Annotated in this window: 15 protein-coding genes and 2 tRNA genes; 6 read left to right on the top strand and 11 right to left on the bottom strand. The window is 63.1% G+C overall.

Translation table 11 applies throughout. The features are described from left to right. Positions 1-100: 100 nt before the first annotated feature. From OO12_RS17345 to aroA, 6 genes are all read right to left on the bottom strand, one after another. Positions 101-183, bottom strand: a tRNA-Leu gene (locus tag OO12_RS17345). A gap of 58 nt (positions 184-241) precedes the next feature. Further along, positions 242-520, bottom strand: a complete 279-nt coding sequence (locus OO12_RS17340) for an integration host factor subunit beta (RefSeq protein ID WP_034159987.1) — start codon at positions 518-520, stop codon at positions 242-244. 195 nt (positions 521-715) lie between these two features. Next, positions 716-2455: a 30S ribosomal protein S1 gene (gene rpsA, locus OO12_RS17335; protein WP_034159986.1), complete on the bottom strand. Its 1740-nt coding sequence runs from the start codon at positions 2453-2455 to the stop codon at positions 716-718. A 261-nt stretch (positions 2456-2716) separates the two neighbouring features. Continuing rightward, positions 2717-3268: a hypothetical protein gene (locus OO12_RS17330; RefSeq protein ID WP_034159985.1), complete on the bottom strand. Its 552-nt coding sequence runs from the start codon at positions 3266-3268 to the stop codon at positions 2717-2719. Between the two features lie 154 nt (positions 3269-3422). After that, the gene (cmk, locus tag OO12_RS17325) at positions 3423-4070 is read right to left on the bottom strand and encodes a (d)CMP kinase (protein ID WP_034160051.1); all 648 of its coding nucleotides are present in this window, start codon (positions 4068-4070) and stop codon (positions 3423-3425) included. Between the two features lie 8 nt (positions 4071-4078). After that, positions 4079-5413, bottom strand: a complete 1335-nt coding sequence (gene aroA / locus OO12_RS17320; protein WP_034159984.1) for a 3-phosphoshikimate 1-carboxyvinyltransferase — start codon at positions 5411-5413, stop codon at positions 4079-4081. A gap of 115 nt (positions 5414-5528) precedes the next feature. On the opposite strand from aroA, the gene OO12_RS17315 reads away from it, so the two are divergent. After that, on the top strand, positions 5529-5846 hold the full coding sequence (locus OO12_RS17315) for an FYDLN acid domain-containing protein (RefSeq protein WP_034159983.1): 318 nt from the start codon (positions 5529-5531) through the stop codon (positions 5844-5846). A gap of 141 nt (positions 5847-5987) precedes the next feature. Next, a tRNA-Ala gene (locus OO12_RS17310) sits at positions 5988-6063 on the top strand. Between the two features lie 159 nt (positions 6064-6222). Here the strand turns inward: OO12_RS17310 and OO12_RS17305 are convergent. After that, positions 6223-6423: a helix-turn-helix transcriptional regulator gene (locus OO12_RS17305; RefSeq protein ID WP_034159982.1), complete on the bottom strand. Its 201-nt coding sequence runs from the start codon at positions 6421-6423 to the stop codon at positions 6223-6225. A gap of 570 nt (positions 6424-6993) precedes the next feature. Between OO12_RS17305 and OO12_RS17300 the strand changes: the two genes are divergently transcribed. The 3 genes from OO12_RS17300 to OO12_RS17290 all read left to right on the top strand — a co-directional run bounded on the left by OO12_RS17300 (position 6994) and on the right by OO12_RS17290 (position 9133). Continuing rightward, entirely contained in the window at positions 6994-7887 is an 894-nt protein-coding gene (locus tag OO12_RS17300; RefSeq protein ID WP_052216005.1) for an ArdC family protein, read from the top strand. After that, entirely contained in the window at positions 7887-8159 is a 273-nt protein-coding gene (locus tag OO12_RS17295; protein WP_082006610.1) for a sigma factor-like helix-turn-helix DNA-binding protein, read from the top strand. Before OO12_RS17300 ends, OO12_RS17295 begins: the two co-directional genes overlap by 1 nt. Positions 8160-8230: 71 nt before the next feature. Next, a complete protein-coding gene (locus OO12_RS17290) occupies positions 8231-9133 on the top strand; it encodes a HEPN domain-containing protein (RefSeq protein WP_034159980.1) in 903 nt (300 codons plus the stop codon). A 21-nt stretch (positions 9134-9154) separates the two neighbouring features. On the opposite strand, the gene OO12_RS17285 is transcribed toward OO12_RS17290, so the two are convergent. The 3 genes from OO12_RS17285 to OO12_RS27560 form a co-directional block, all read right to left on the bottom strand. Next, complete coding sequence (locus OO12_RS17285) at positions 9155-9658, bottom strand: MucR family transcriptional regulator (protein ID WP_034159979.1); 504 nt, start codon at positions 9656-9658, stop codon at positions 9155-9157. A gap of 105 nt (positions 9659-9763) precedes the next feature. Then, positions 9764-9976, bottom strand: a complete 213-nt coding sequence (locus OO12_RS27565; protein ID WP_082006609.1) for a conjugal transfer protein TraD — start codon at positions 9974-9976, stop codon at positions 9764-9766. Between the two features lie 16 nt (positions 9977-9992). Beyond that, the gene (locus tag OO12_RS27560) at positions 9993-10319 is read right to left on the bottom strand and encodes a conjugal transfer protein TraD (protein WP_082006608.1); all 327 of its coding nucleotides are present in this window, start codon (positions 10317-10319) and stop codon (positions 9993-9995) included. Between the two features lie 171 nt (positions 10320-10490). Between OO12_RS27560 and traA the strand changes: the two genes are divergently transcribed. Continuing rightward, positions 10491-13376, top strand: coding sequence for a Ti-type conjugative transfer relaxase TraA (gene traA, locus OO12_RS17270; protein WP_034159976.1), 2886 nt, complete (start codon positions 10491-10493; stop codon positions 13374-13376). 61 nt (positions 13377-13437) lie between these two features. On the opposite strand, the gene OO12_RS28640 is transcribed toward traA, so the two are convergent. Beyond that, on the bottom strand, positions 13438-13868 hold a 431-nt coding region (locus tag OO12_RS28640), incomplete at its 5' end, for a hypothetical protein (RefSeq protein ID WP_034159975.1).

Raw genomic sequence — 13868 nt, 5'->3', positions numbered from 1 at the left:
AAGAAAATAATTTGACCACAAATTCGCGATCTAAAACAATGGCTTAGTCGGCTCTTTTGCTCGCGGGCCAAAAAAATATAGCGCTATTTCAATAACTTAATGGTGCGGACGGCGGGACTCGAACCCGCACTCCGAAGAGGGAGATTTTAAGTCTCCTGCGTCTACCGATTTCGCCACGTCCGCACGCTCGCTTACGTGGCGCGTCAATCGGCGATGGTCAACGCCTCAAACGTTCGGGGCCTCAGACGTTGAGGCGTGCGCGCATTTCCTTGCCGGGCTTGAAATAGGGCACGCGCTTGGCGTCCACATCGACGGTTTCGCCGGTGCGCGGGTTGCGGCCGGTGCGGGCGTCGCGAGCGCGGGTGGAGAAAGCGCCGAAACCGCGCAGTTCGACCCGGCCATCGGCGGCCAGGCGGCGCGAAATCTCATCGAAGAATGTGCTGACGATCGCCTCGATGTCGCGCAGCGCGAGATCGGGATTATCCTGGGCCAGCATTTCAACAAGCTCGGATCGAATCATGGCGTGTTCATTCCCCTCTCGATCGCGGACCGCACTGCGACAGACAGTGCAGAGACAGACCCGGATCAATCATCCCAAAGGGACGTCTGCGAAACGATATACTGATCTGTGTCATACCGATAGGTCGGATACGACACCAAAGCCTCAAAACGGGTAGGGCGGGAGGCGAAAATCGCGCTCCCGCCCGCCGATTTCTTACTTCTTGTTCTCGTTGCTCTGCGCCTTGAGCGCCGCACCGAGAATGTCGCCCAGCGACGCGCCCGAGTCGGACGAGCCATACTGTGCCACAGCCTGCTTCTCTTCGGAGATCTGCATCGCCTTGATCGAGAAGGTCGGCTTCTTCGAACGATCGAAGCCGGTGACCATTGCGTCGAACTTCTGCGCGACCTGGAAACGCTCCGGACGCTGCTCGTCGCGGTCGCGGCCGAGATCGGTGCGCTTGATGAAGCCGGTCGCGCCATCGTCGCCGACCTGAACTTCGAGGCCCGCATCGCGGACTTCGAGCACGGTGACGGTGACGATCGCGTTCTTGTTGAGGCCGCCCGAACCGCCGCCGCTTGCAGCGGCAGCACCGCCGGTCGCGCCGACCGCGGGTGCGCCGCGCTCAAGCTGCTTCATGCCGAGCGAGATGCGCTCCTTCTCGGCGTCGATGTCGAGCACGACGGCCTGAACCGTCTCGCCCTTGCGGTGCAGGTTGAGGGCGTCCTCACCCGACACGCCCCAGGCGATGTCCGACATGTGAACCATGCCGTCGACATCGTTGTCGAGGCCAATGAACAGGCCGAATTCGGTCGCGTTCTTGACTTCGCCTTCGACGGTCGAACCGATCGGGTGCGCCTCGGCAAAGGCTTCCCACGGATTGGCCTGGGCCTGCTTGAGACCGAGCGAGATACGGCGCTTCTCGGGATCGACCTCGAGCACGATGACATCGACTTCCTGCGAAGTCGAAACGATCTTGCCCGGATGGACGTTCTTCTTGGTCCAGCTCATTTCCGACACGTGAACCAGGCCTTCGATGCCCGCTTCCAGTTCGACGAATGCGCCATATTCGGTGATGTTGGTCACGCGGCCCGACAGCTTGGCGCCGACGGGGTACTTGACCATCGCGCCTTCCCACGGATCGCTCTCGAGCTGCTTCATGCCGAGGCTGATGCGCTGCGTGTCCTTGTTGATGCGGATGATCTGCACCTTCACGGTGTCGCCGATGTTCAGCACTTCGCTCGGATGACCGACGCGCTTGTAGCTGAGGTCGGTGACGTGCAGCAGGCCGTCGATGCCGCCGAGATCAACGAACGCACCGTAATCGGTGATGTTCTTGACCACGCCGTCTATGATCTGGCCTTCCGCGAGCGAAAGGATCAGGCCCGAACGCTGCTCTGCGCGAGTCTCTTCGAGGATCGCGCGGCGCGACACGACGATGTTGCCGCGCTTGCGGTCCATTTTCAGGATCTGGAACGGCTGCGGGATGTCCATCAGCGGGGTCACGTCGCGGACCGGGCGGATATCGACCTGCGAGCCGGGCAGGAACGCCACGGCGCCGTTCAGGTCGACGGTGAAGCCACCCTTCACGCGGCCGAAGATCGTGCCTTCGACGCGGGCGGTCTTGGCGAATTCGGTTTCCAGCTTGTCCCAGGCGGCTTCGCGGCGTGCGCGGTCGCGCGACAGCATCGCTTCGCCATGGACGTTCTCGACGCGGTCGACATAGACTTCGACTTCGTCACCGATCTTCAGATCGGCCTTCTGGCCCGGCGCTGCGAATTCGCGCAGCGGCACGCGGCCTTCCGACTTCAGGCCGACGTCGATGACGGCGAGGTCGTTTTCAATTCCGGTAACGGTGCCCTTGACGACGCGGCCTTCGAAGCTGTCGGCTGCGCCGAGCGTTTCTTCGAGCATGGCGGCGAAATCGTCGCGGGTTGGATGTGCCTGAGTGGCCATAAAATATGTACGTCCTAAGTTCAGTTTCCGGCCAGCCGGTTGTCTCCGGCGGTCTTGGCCAAAACGCCGCGACGGCCGAATACCGGCGCGGCATCCGTTCGGGCGGGCACAGGAGGATCTAGACGCGTTGAAATGCGAAAAGGGCGCGAGAGCATGGCTCCGCGCCTTCCTCCGAGAGCACCCGCTCGCCGGACGGACGCGCACATAGCGCCATAGGGGTAGAAAGGCAAGATCGCGCGAGGGAGCACGAGGTGAGGCGCCCTAGGTGATCGGCTGGGCGCTGTCCCCGGCGAGAAGCAGCTGCGGAACCTGCGAAAAGGTCCAGGCCGTGGCACCGGGCGCCTGGTCGAGCACCCAGACCATATCGAAGCGATCGCCGGGCCAGGGTTTTGGTGCGACCTTCGATCCAGCCACCTTGTCAACAAGGTCCGGAATGTCCTGATGCTGCCAGGCGACCAGCACTGGACCCTTCGCCGCGGCGGCGACCGCAGCGGCGGCCAGTGCCTTCTTGTCCTTCTTGGCGATGGTCGTGTCGGTCGTGATGCCCAGCACCTGTGACAGCGGCAGCACGGTATGTTCCGGGCGCAGGCTGGAATCGGGGCTTGCCGCAGAGGCGGCGAAGAGCGTGGCCGGGGTCGCGATGCCCGGCGCAAGACTGGCGGTGTCATGCGGCGCGAAGAAGCGGACCAGCGCGCCCGCTCGCTGCCAGCCAAGGACGATCAGATCCTCCTTGTCGGCCGCACCGCTGAGTTCGACGCCGGCGATGCCCGTAACGGGCTTCTCGGCATGCCGGATGAACATGATCTTGGCCATATACTCCCCAAGCAAGCAGGACGATCCTGCCGCCGGGAAAGTAATGAGCGAGTCGAGCCAGCGTCAAGAAATTGAACCGGGGAGATCGATCCGATCCGGACGGTAAAAGAAGGTTCTTTCCCAAGATCGGGAAATGATCTTCATTACTCCCAGCTCAACTATGCGCGGCGTTTTCCGCTTTTAGTTGGACCTGGCGGTCGACCAGTTCGATCGCGCGCTTGATCGCCGCTTCGATCGACAGGAAGCTGGTGTCGAGCAGTGCGGCGTCATTGGCCGGCACCATCGGCGCGGCGGCGCGCATCGAATCGCGCAGGTCGCGGGCACGGATATCGGCCAGGACCCGATCGATGCTGACCGAGGATCCGCGCTCGCGCAGTTCGGCATGACGTCGCCGGGCGCGGATCGTCGGTGTGGCGCGGACGAACAGCTTGGCACTGGCATCGGGCGCGATGACGGTGCCGATGTCGCGTCCGTCAAGCACGGCGCCCTCGGGCTGGCGGGTGAATCGCCGCTGGCGGTGCAGCAGCGCGGCGCGCACCAGCGGGTGGGCGGAGACGATCGAGGCGAGCTTGCCGACCTCGTCCGAACGCAGCACCTCATCTTCAAGCAGATGATCGTCGAAATCGCACGCGGCGACCGCATCGGCTTCCTTTTCGGGGTCGAGCTCGAGGCGGCGGACATTTTCGCCGACCGCGCGGTAGAGCAGGCCGGTGTCCAGATAGGGCAGGCGGTAATGCTTCGCCAGCGCGCGCGCGATCGTGCCCTTGCCCGATGCGGCGGGCCCGTCGACGGCAATTACCAATGGTCCGGTCACAGCGCCTGCTCTCTCAATTCATCAAGCGTCTGGAAGAACATAGGATAGCTTGTTGCGACTGGCGAGACATCATCGATCGTCACGCTGTGCGTCGAAACCAGGCCGGCCACCGTCATGCTCATCGCGATGCGGTGATCGAGTAGTGACGCGATCTGTCCGCCACCGGGGAGCAGGGCACCGCCGCTGCCCTGGATCGCCAGGCCGTCCTCAAACTCCTCGGTCTCCACGCCGATCGCGCTAAGCGCCGTGGCCATCGCGGTGATGCGATCCGATTCCTTGACGCGCAGCTCATGCGCGCCGCGCGCCACGGTGCGCCCGGTGGCACAGGCCGCGGCCACGAACAGCACGGGATATTCGTCGATCATGCTTGGCGCGAGATCGGCGGGCACCTCAATCGCGTGCAGCGCGGCGTGACGGACGTGCAGGTCGGCGACCGGCTCGCCACCGACGATGCGGGCATTTTCCTCGGTTATATCGGCGCCCATCAGCCTGAGCGCGGTGAAGATGCCGGCGCGGGTCGGGTTGAGCCCGACATTGGCGACCACCACGTCCGATCCCGGCACGATCGACGCGGCCACCACCCAAAAGGCGGCGGAGGAGGGGTCGCCGGGTACGATGATGTGCTGCGGCTTCAGTTCGGCCTCGCCGACCAGCGAGATGACCCGGCCCTCGGCTGATTCCTCGACCGTCAGCTCAGCGCCGAATCCGGCCAGCATGCGCTCGCTATGGTCGCGCGTCGCGACCGGCTCGATCACACGGGTGATGCCCGGCGTGTTGAGTCCGGCAAGCAGGATCGCCGACTTCACCTGCGCCGACGCGACCGGCAGCGTGTAGTTGATCGGCACCGCCGGGTTCATGCCGCGCACCATCAGCGGCAGGCGCCCGCCGGGACTCGCGGTGATCTCGGCACCCATCGTCGACAGCGGATCGATCACGCGCGCCATCGGTCGCGCGGAAAGCGAGGCGTCGCCCGTGAAGGTCGCGGTGATGCCGTGACTCGCGACCAGGCCCATCAACAACCGGGTCGAGGTACCCGAATTGCCCATGTCGAGCGCCTGTTCGGGTTGCAGCAAGCCGCCGACGCCGACGCCATGGACGGCCCACACGCCGTCGTCGTCGCGCACGATATCGGCGCCCATCGCACGCATCGCCGCGGCAGTGGCGAGCACATCCTCACCTTCCAGCAAGCCCTCGATGCGGCTTTCACCAATCGCGAGCGCGGACAACATCAGCGCGCGATGGCTGATCGATTTGTCGCCGGGTACGGTGAGATGGCCGGTCAATGGGCCGGTGTGAGCGATTTCGAGCGGGCGGGGGCTTGCATGCGACATTGGGTCGGCGCTTTGACAGTGCGCTTGCGCTATGGCAAGGCGCGCCCCACTTTGCAGGCTACCCTCGCAAGAGGAACCTCAAATCCCAGATAGTCTTGAAAGGTCTAGTCGGCACATGATCAAGCCGGAATGGGGCACGAAGCGATCGTGTCCGAAATGCGCCACCCGTTTCTACGATCTCGGCAACGAAGATCCGGTCACTTGCATCGAATGCGGTTCGACCTGGAATCCGGAACCGATTCTGAAGTCGAAGCAGCCGCTGCCGTTCGACGCACCGAAGCCCGAACTCATCAAGAAGGATGACGACCTCGCCGGTGACGACGAGGATCTGGACACCGGTGAAGATGAAGAGCCCTCGCCCGACGACGAAGTCGATCTGGGCGGCGATGACGATCTCGGCGTCGAGACGCCAGTGGACGAAGACGAGCATTGATCCGACCTGCCGGCCCGGAATTTTCCGGGCCGGCATGGAATTGATGTGAAATTGTTCCAGGCTGGGGTGATTCACCCGCTTGCCAACAAAGCGTCGCCCGTTTAGGGGCGACGTTCCCAGGGCCCAAGGGCCTGAACGGATGGGGCCGTAGCTCAGCTGGGAGAGCGCTGCGATGGCATTGCAGAGGTCTGGGGTTCGATCCCCCACGGCTCCACCATTCAAGTAAAAAATTTGGCCGATTTACAGCGACTTCGCTGGATCGGCCAACTCTTGTCCCACATTCCGGTCCCACATTATGCCGGGCTTTGGTGGGGTGATGATGGAATTCCTGAGACGAACTTGAGCTTTGGCTGCCGCCTTTCGGCAGGAAAATCGTCTAATCATCAACGCTGTAGAACATCGGATTGCGCAGCCAGGCGTTGACCGCCGATTCGCGCCACCCAGCGTAACGCTCGCTGAGCTTGAGCTGTTTGGGAAACGTGCCGACTTGGATCTTGCGGTAGAGTGTCGATCGGCTGAGGCCGGTCAGCGCGAGCACGGTCTTGAGGCGAAGGATGCGGTCGGGAGTATCGGTCATGATCTGGTCCTGTCTGCGTTGCTTTGGCTCCCCGCGGACAGGATTGGCATGGTAGAGGACGGTGCAAGAGGACCGGAGCCGAGTTGCACCAGAGAGGTCCTTGTAGCGCCCAAAAAGATGCGCTGGCGTAGGTGAGCGATTTTGTAGTCGAAATCCCAGGGCGTCTCACGCTTTCGGCGTGACCGCGCTCTACGCCGCTGCCGCGTCGCCGAGTCGCACATCATGCGTCTCGGTCCATCCGGATGACGATCGCATGACGCGGGATTGATCAGGGGATCAATCAGGCCGGCGCTTCGTGCCGGCAAGCGGACATCGCGCACGCGCGATGGCGTGGTGCCTCCGGCATCGATCTGGCGGGTGGGCGTCGCTTGCCCTTAGTCCCGCCGCGGCGTGCCGCAACTCCGGCTGCGCCGGAGTCCTGCTCTTCGTTTCGGCCCAACGGGACCCTCCCCATCGCTGCGCGATGAGGGCCCCTCGGGTGCGGCCCGCCTTCATCGGCGGGACTGTCGGTCCGCTCCTGCCGCCCACCCGCCATTCCGGCGCCGGCTGCGGTGGTTGGGAGTAAGGATGATGAACGAGACCGAAAATGACCGGCAGAGCCTTTATGCCGAGGTGACATCGCGGGTAATCGCCGAGCTGGAGGCAGGGCGGCTGCCCTGGGTGCAGCCTTGGGACGGTGCCGCGTGCGGCTGCACCATGCCGCATAATGCCGGGACCGGGCGGCGCTATTCCGGGATCAACGTGCTGATCCTGTGGGCGGCGGTGATCGAGGGTGGTTATCAGTCGCAGCGTTGGCTGACCTATCGGCAGGCGCAGGCGGCGGGCGGCAATGTCTGCAAGGGCGAACGAGGAACGACCGTTTGCTATGCCGATCGCTTCACGCCGAAGGGCGAGGAGGCGCGTGCACGGGACGAGGATCGCGATGCGCGGCAGATCGCGTTCCTCAAGCGCTTCACGGTGTTCAATGTCGATCAGTGCGAGGGATTGCCTGAGATGCTGACCGGAGCGCCCGATGTTCCGGCGGCGGCGGATATCCTGCCGCAGGTCCAGGCACTGATTGACGCAAGCGGCGCTGACTTTCGGGTCGGTGACGCGGAAGCCTATTATTCGCCGGGCGCAGATTTTGTTGTGGTGCCGCCGCAGGCCGCGTTTCATGAGCCGATCAACTGGTATCGCACCGCGCTGCACGAACTTGGCCATTGGACCGGGCATCGCAGCCGATTGGATCGGGATCAGCGTGGCGGGTTCGGCAGCGGCGACTATGCGCGCGAGGAACTTGTCGCGGAAATGGCGAGCGCCTTTGCCTGCGCATCGCTGTCGATCGCGCCGACTGTGCGGCATGCTGACTATATCGGTAGCTGGCTGGCCGTGTTGCGTGAGGATGAGAAAGCGATCTTCCGTGCGGCGAGTGCTGCCAGCAAAGCGGCCGATTACCTGCTCGCTTTCGCACAGGAGGGGGTGTGATGCGCGAAGAGTTGAGCGACGCCGAGACTATTGCGCGGCTGGAACGGGCGCTACGTCGGATGCCAAAGTTACAGCGCGAAATCTTCCTCGCGATCCGGTTCGATAACCTGGCCTATCCGGAAATCGCCGAGCGAACCGGGCTCAGCGTCAGACAGGTAGAGCGGCATTTCGCCAAAAGCCTGAGGCACATTGTCGATGCGCGGGGTGGCCGGGCGCGTGGGGCGATCTGGCGGCGGCTGTTCCGATGGATCAAGGAGAGGAGGCATTGTTGAGGTTCGGACAGTCTCGCCGCCTTGCCAGCGAGGCTGTCCGAACCGCGATCGTGCCGTTAGGATGAGCCGCAATGCGAACCGATCTCGATCATCTCCCCGACAGGAAGCGACGCGACCTCGAACGCGTCGTGCAGATCCTGTTTGCGGAATTCGAGGATGCGACCGCGCTTGCCACCCAGAAATGGAAGAAGCGGGGCCGCATCCTCAAGGTCATCCTTTACGGCTCCTACGCACGCGGCGACTGGGTCGAGGATCCGGTCGGCGGCTATTATTCCGACTATGATATTCTCGTCGTGGTCAGCGATGAGCGGCTGACCGACCCGATCGAATATTGGGCCAAGGCCGACGACCATCTCCTGCGCGAGGTGACGATCTCCAAGCGGATCAGTGCGCCGGTCACCTTCATCGTGCACAGCTTGTCCGAGGTGAACGACCATCTGATTCATGGCCGTCCGTTCTTCATCGACGCGATCGAGCAAGGCATCGCGCTGTACGAGGCCGGAGATTATCCGTTCGCGACGCCTCAGCCATTGTCAGAAGAGGCTGTGCGAGCCGAGGCGCAGAAGTATTTTGACGAATGGTTTCCGTCGGCAACGAAGCGATTTCACATCGCCAAATTCGACATCGAGCAAGGGTATCTCAAGGACGCGGCGTTCGACCTACATCAAGCGGCTGAACGCTTATATCACTGCGTGCTGCTGACGCTGACTCTCTACAGCCCGAAGTCGCACAAGCTGAACTTCCTGCGCAGCCAGGCCGAGCCGCTGGTGCTCGATCTGATCCAGGTCTGGCCACGCGACACGAAGTTCGGACGGCGCTGCTTTGAACTGCTGCAGCAGGCCTATGTGAACGCGCGCTACTCGCCGCACTACAAGATCACGCCCGTAGAACTGGAGTGGCTCGCCGAGCGGATCGAGCTGCTGCAGACACTGGTGAAAGAGGCGTGCGAAAAGCGGCTCGCGCCGCGCGACTGATCGCGCGGCGCTCGCGGTTTTTCAGGCAGTCTTGGTTTTGCGCGGCGCGCGCTTGGCCGGAGCGGGCGCTGCGGTGGCCAACGCCGTCGCGCGGGCGGCACGGCCTTTCTGGCCAAGGCCGATCCTGTGCGCCATCGCGCGACGCGCCTGTGAATAGCTCTCCGACACCATCGGATAATCGGCCTTGAGATTATAGCGCTGGCGGTATTGCTCAGGCGTCAGACCGTGCCCTGAGAGGTGGCGCTTGAGCGTCTTGTACGGCTTGCCGTCGATCAGCGAAAGGATGTGATCCTTCGACGCCAGTGACTTGCGCACCGTGACTGCCGGCACATAATCTTCGGCAATCTCATCGGCGTCGGCCGGTGCTTGCGGCGCGCTCGTTGAAAGTTCGGTCAGCGTTGCATGCATCGTGCGCAGGAACGCCGGCACATCGTCGGCTGCCACGCGGTTGTTCTGGTTGCCGAGCCAGGCAATCGTCAGTTCGGTCGCAAGCTCAACCGGGTTGAGTGTTGTTTCGTCAATCATGTCGGGATCCTGATCGCTTCTCAATTCTGGGGAGGGATGACGCAGCGTCCTTGCTACGAAAATGCGTACATAGCCAACTGCGCGCGAAAGTCTTGTTCGAACCGATTACGTGATTCCTACATCTTCGAACGCACGCGCGCCACGACGGCGCCACAAGACAAGTCGACGCTCGCGATCTTCGCTGCACAATATTGCGGCGGCCTCTACCAATATACCGAGCATCACTGCGCGATCGTCATGGGTCAATTCGACCAGACCAGACTTCGCGACCAGACCTCCAAGTTCGATCAGCTGGCGCGTGCGTTCGCGGCGTTTCATGACCCAGTCTCGCGTGTCAGTTCTCGCGCGCGCGACTTCCAGACGATGACGAGCCACCGTCATTCTTAGTAGTACCAACCGTGTCTTGGTGAGCGCCGTGCGAAGTGTCATCGCCTGCGCGTCGAAAGAACGCGCCGCCGCGTTTGCGCCAAGCCTCCCTCGCCGAAGTATCCTTGCTTTCGATGCCGGCGAGCAAAAGCCCGGCCAGTTGCTCGATCGGCAACGTGTCGGCGCCACACGCAATCACCAACTCGCCAAGCTGATGGACCTTACGTTCCTTCAGCTGTCTGGCCTTGTCGCCAAGCGCCTTCAGCTCGGCATCGAAATCGCGTGGTTTGCGCACAGCTAGTCCTTCCATTGCATGGGTTGGACGGACCAGTTATCGGCTTGCTCGATCAGGCTCAATGCCCTGAAATCTCTTGAGACTTTCCCGTCCCGAGATTGATGAAATCTTTCGAGGGCGCGCTTATACGTCGTGCCGACGTGCGCTTTGAAGTGTAAGTGGATTGCCGTCATGGCGATCTACCATTTCTCGGCCAAGGTCATCTCCCGCGCCAACGGGTCGAGCGCCGTTGCTTCCGCTGCCTACCGTTCGGCCTCGCGCCTGCATGATGAGCGGCTCGATCGCGCCCATGACTTCTCGAACAAGGCCGGCGTCGTCCACTCGGAGGTGGTGCTGCCGGACGGCGCGCCCGAGCATCTCTCCGACCGCGAAAAGCTGTGGAACGCGGTCGAGGCGGCCGAGAAGCGGATTGACGCGCAGCTTGCCCGCGAGATCGAGTTCGCCATCCCGCGAGAGATGACCAAGGAACAGGGCGTGGCGCTTGCCCGCGACTTCGTTAAGCGGGAGTTGGTCGATCGCGGGATGATTGCCGATCTCAATGTGCATTGGGATGTCGGCGCCGACGGCGTGGCGAAGCCGCACGCGCATGTGATGCTGACGATGCGCGATGCGGATGAGGACGGGTTCGGCAAGAAAAACCGCGACTGGAACCGCACTGACCTTCTGGAGAAATGGCGCGAGCGCTGGAGCGAGCACGTCAACCAGCGGTTGGCCGAACTGGATATCGACGCGCGGATCGATCACCGCTCACTTGCGGCACAGGGTATCGAGCTGGAGCCGCAGCACAAGATCGGCCCGGCGGCGTCACGCATGGCAGCGCAGGATCTGGAGTCCGAGCGGCATTCGGAGCATCTCGAAATCGCCCGCACGAATGGCGATAAGATCATCGCCAGTCCCGGCATCGTGCTCGATGCGATCAGCCACAGCCACGCGACGTTCACGACGCGCGATCTCGCGCGGTTCATCCACCGGCACAGCGACGGCAAGGAGCAGTTCGATCAGGCAATGGGCGCGGTCCGCGCTTCGCCGGAGCTGGTGGCGCTTGGCAAGGATGGGCGCGGCGAGGACCGGTTTACCAGCCGCGAGATGATCGAGACCGAGCGACGGCTTGAACGGGCTACTGCCGGGCTGGAAGCGCACCGGCGCCACGGCGTGGCCGATCAGCATCGCAAGCTCGCGCTCGTCCGCGCCGCGATGCGCGAACTGGTGCTGTCGCCGGAGCAGCGTAGCGCCTTCGAGCATGTCACCAAGGCACAAGGTGTGGGGGTCGTTGTCGGCTATGCCGGTACCGGCAAATCGGTAATGCTCGGCGTTGCGCGCGATGCGTGGGAGAGCGCCGGCTATCAGGTCCAGGGTGCGGCGCTATCCGGCATCGCCGCGGAAAACCTGGAAGGCGGCTCCGGCATTCAGTCGCGCACGATCGCCAGCCTCGAGCATCAATGGTCGCAGGGCAGGGAGCTGCTGACCAATCGTCATGTCTTGGTCATCGACGAAGCCGGGATGATTGGGACGCGGCAGATGGAGCGTGTGATTGCCGAGGCCGAGAAGCGCGGCGCCAAGGTTGTGCTGGTCGGCGATCCCGAACAGCTCCAGGCCATCGAAGCCGGCGCGGCATTCCGCTCGATCGCCGAGCGTCATGGCAGCGTGGAAATCACTGACATCCGTCGTCAAAACGAGGATTGGCAGCGCCAGTCGACACGGCATCTGGCAACCGAACGCACCGCAGAAGCGATCACCGCGTATCGCGATCATGGCGCCATCCACCCAGCCGCTACGCGGGAGGATGCGCGCAACGAACTTGTCGATCGCTGGGACCGCCAGCGGCAGGCTGAGCCCACCTCCAGCCGGATCATCCTGACCCACACGAACGACGAGGTCGCGGCGCTCAACCTGGCCGCACGGCAGCGGCTGCGCGAGGCGGGAGCGCTCGGTCCCGACGTTACGTGGCAGGCAGAAAAGGGCGAACGCCGGTTCGCGACGGGCGAACGGGTGATGTTCGGGCGCAACGAGCGTGGCCTCGGCGTCAAGAATGGTTCGCTGGGGCACATCGAAAGCATCACGCCAACGCGCATAGCGGTGAGGCTCGACGATGGTCGCGCAGTCGCGTTCGATCACAGGGACTATGCCGCGATTGATCACGGCTATGCCGCGACCGTGCACAAAGCGCAGGGGGTGACGGTTGATCGCGTCCACGTGCTCGCAACGCCCGGTCTCGATCGCCATGCAGCCTATGTCGCGCTGTCGCGGCACCGGGAGAGTGTCGACCTTCACTATGGCCGCGATGACTTTGCCGACGACGGCAAGCTGGTGCGGACGCTGTCTCGCGAGCGTGCCAAGGACATGGCGTCCGACTACACCCGCGACTTCGCCGATCGCCGTCAGATCGTCCTACCCGCACCGGCGCTGGAGAAGGCTATGCCTGAACCCGCGCGCGATCCGTTCGCTAGGGTCGGGCTTAGCACCAGCACTTCGGAACTTGCGCGGCCATCAAAGGCGTCAGCATTTGAACCCTTGCCAGCGCTGCCGGACGCCGTAACGCGCCATACACGGATTGTCCGCGCCATGCAGTTTGCGCGCTCGGTCGGAGAGCCGTTCACGGCTGATCAGCGACAGCAACTGTCCAATAGTCGCGCGGGGCTGAACGCGATCAGGCCGCACGGGGCGCTGGATCTTGAGACGGCACTGGCCAATGATCCGCGGCTGACCCGCGAAGCCGCCGAGGGGCGAACAGCAGCCACGGTCCGCGCCATGCAGCTTGAGGCCGAACTTCGCGCCGATCCACAGCTTCGCGCCGACACGTTCGTCCAGCGCTGGCAAGCGCTCGATCGCCAGCGCCGGATGCTGCTACGCGATCACGAAGATAACCGCGCAAATGCCGTTGGCAATCGCATGCTGGGCATGGCGAAGAGTCTTGAGCGCGACCCTCAGGTGGAGTCGCTTCTGCGCAATCGTAAAGCCCAACTCGGCTTGCCAGAGATGCCGGGGCGCAGCGTTGGGCAGAGCCTGGCGGACGTTATTGGCCGAGGTCGGAATCTGGGCCTTGGAATTGGGATGTAGAGAGGTCTGCTTCGCGTCCAAAGTCAGTTATTCAAGGCGCGCCATCCCCCAGCTAAACGGCTCAGCTGAGGGCAACTCCCTCAAGCCGCGCCTTATCAAGTACCTCGATCAGGATGATACTCTGTTTCTCGGTGGGAATTTTGGAAGGCATTTGCATCGCGATCTGGAGGATTCCGGCTTCCTTCGTCGAAAGCACCTTTTTCAGTGCAAGCGCCTTGAACACTTTGCTCCAATCATCCGCCCGGATTTCGAGGACGCGCATCTGCGCCTCGATGCCGTTGTCGAGCTTCTGAATTTTTTTCGCTATCTGGGCTTCAGAGGCCTGGTCATCTGCGGATAGAAGTTCTTCGAAGAATGCCTCGGAGTGAACCGCGCCGGGTTTGCCGGAGGCTCCAACTCCTGAGAAGGTGGAGCCTGTATGAGCAAGACGACGAACAAGTTTGCGCCGGAAGTGCGCGAGCGCGCGGTGCGTATGGTGGTCGATCACGAGCG

Origin of the sequence: Sphingomonas sp. ERG5 (assembly GCF_000803065.1) — a bacterium.
Classification (GTDB): domain Bacteria; phylum Pseudomonadota; class Alphaproteobacteria; order Sphingomonadales; family Sphingomonadaceae; genus Sphingomonas.
Note: the sequence above shows the minus strand (reverse complement) of the source record. Positions and strands in the feature narration are given on the sequence as shown.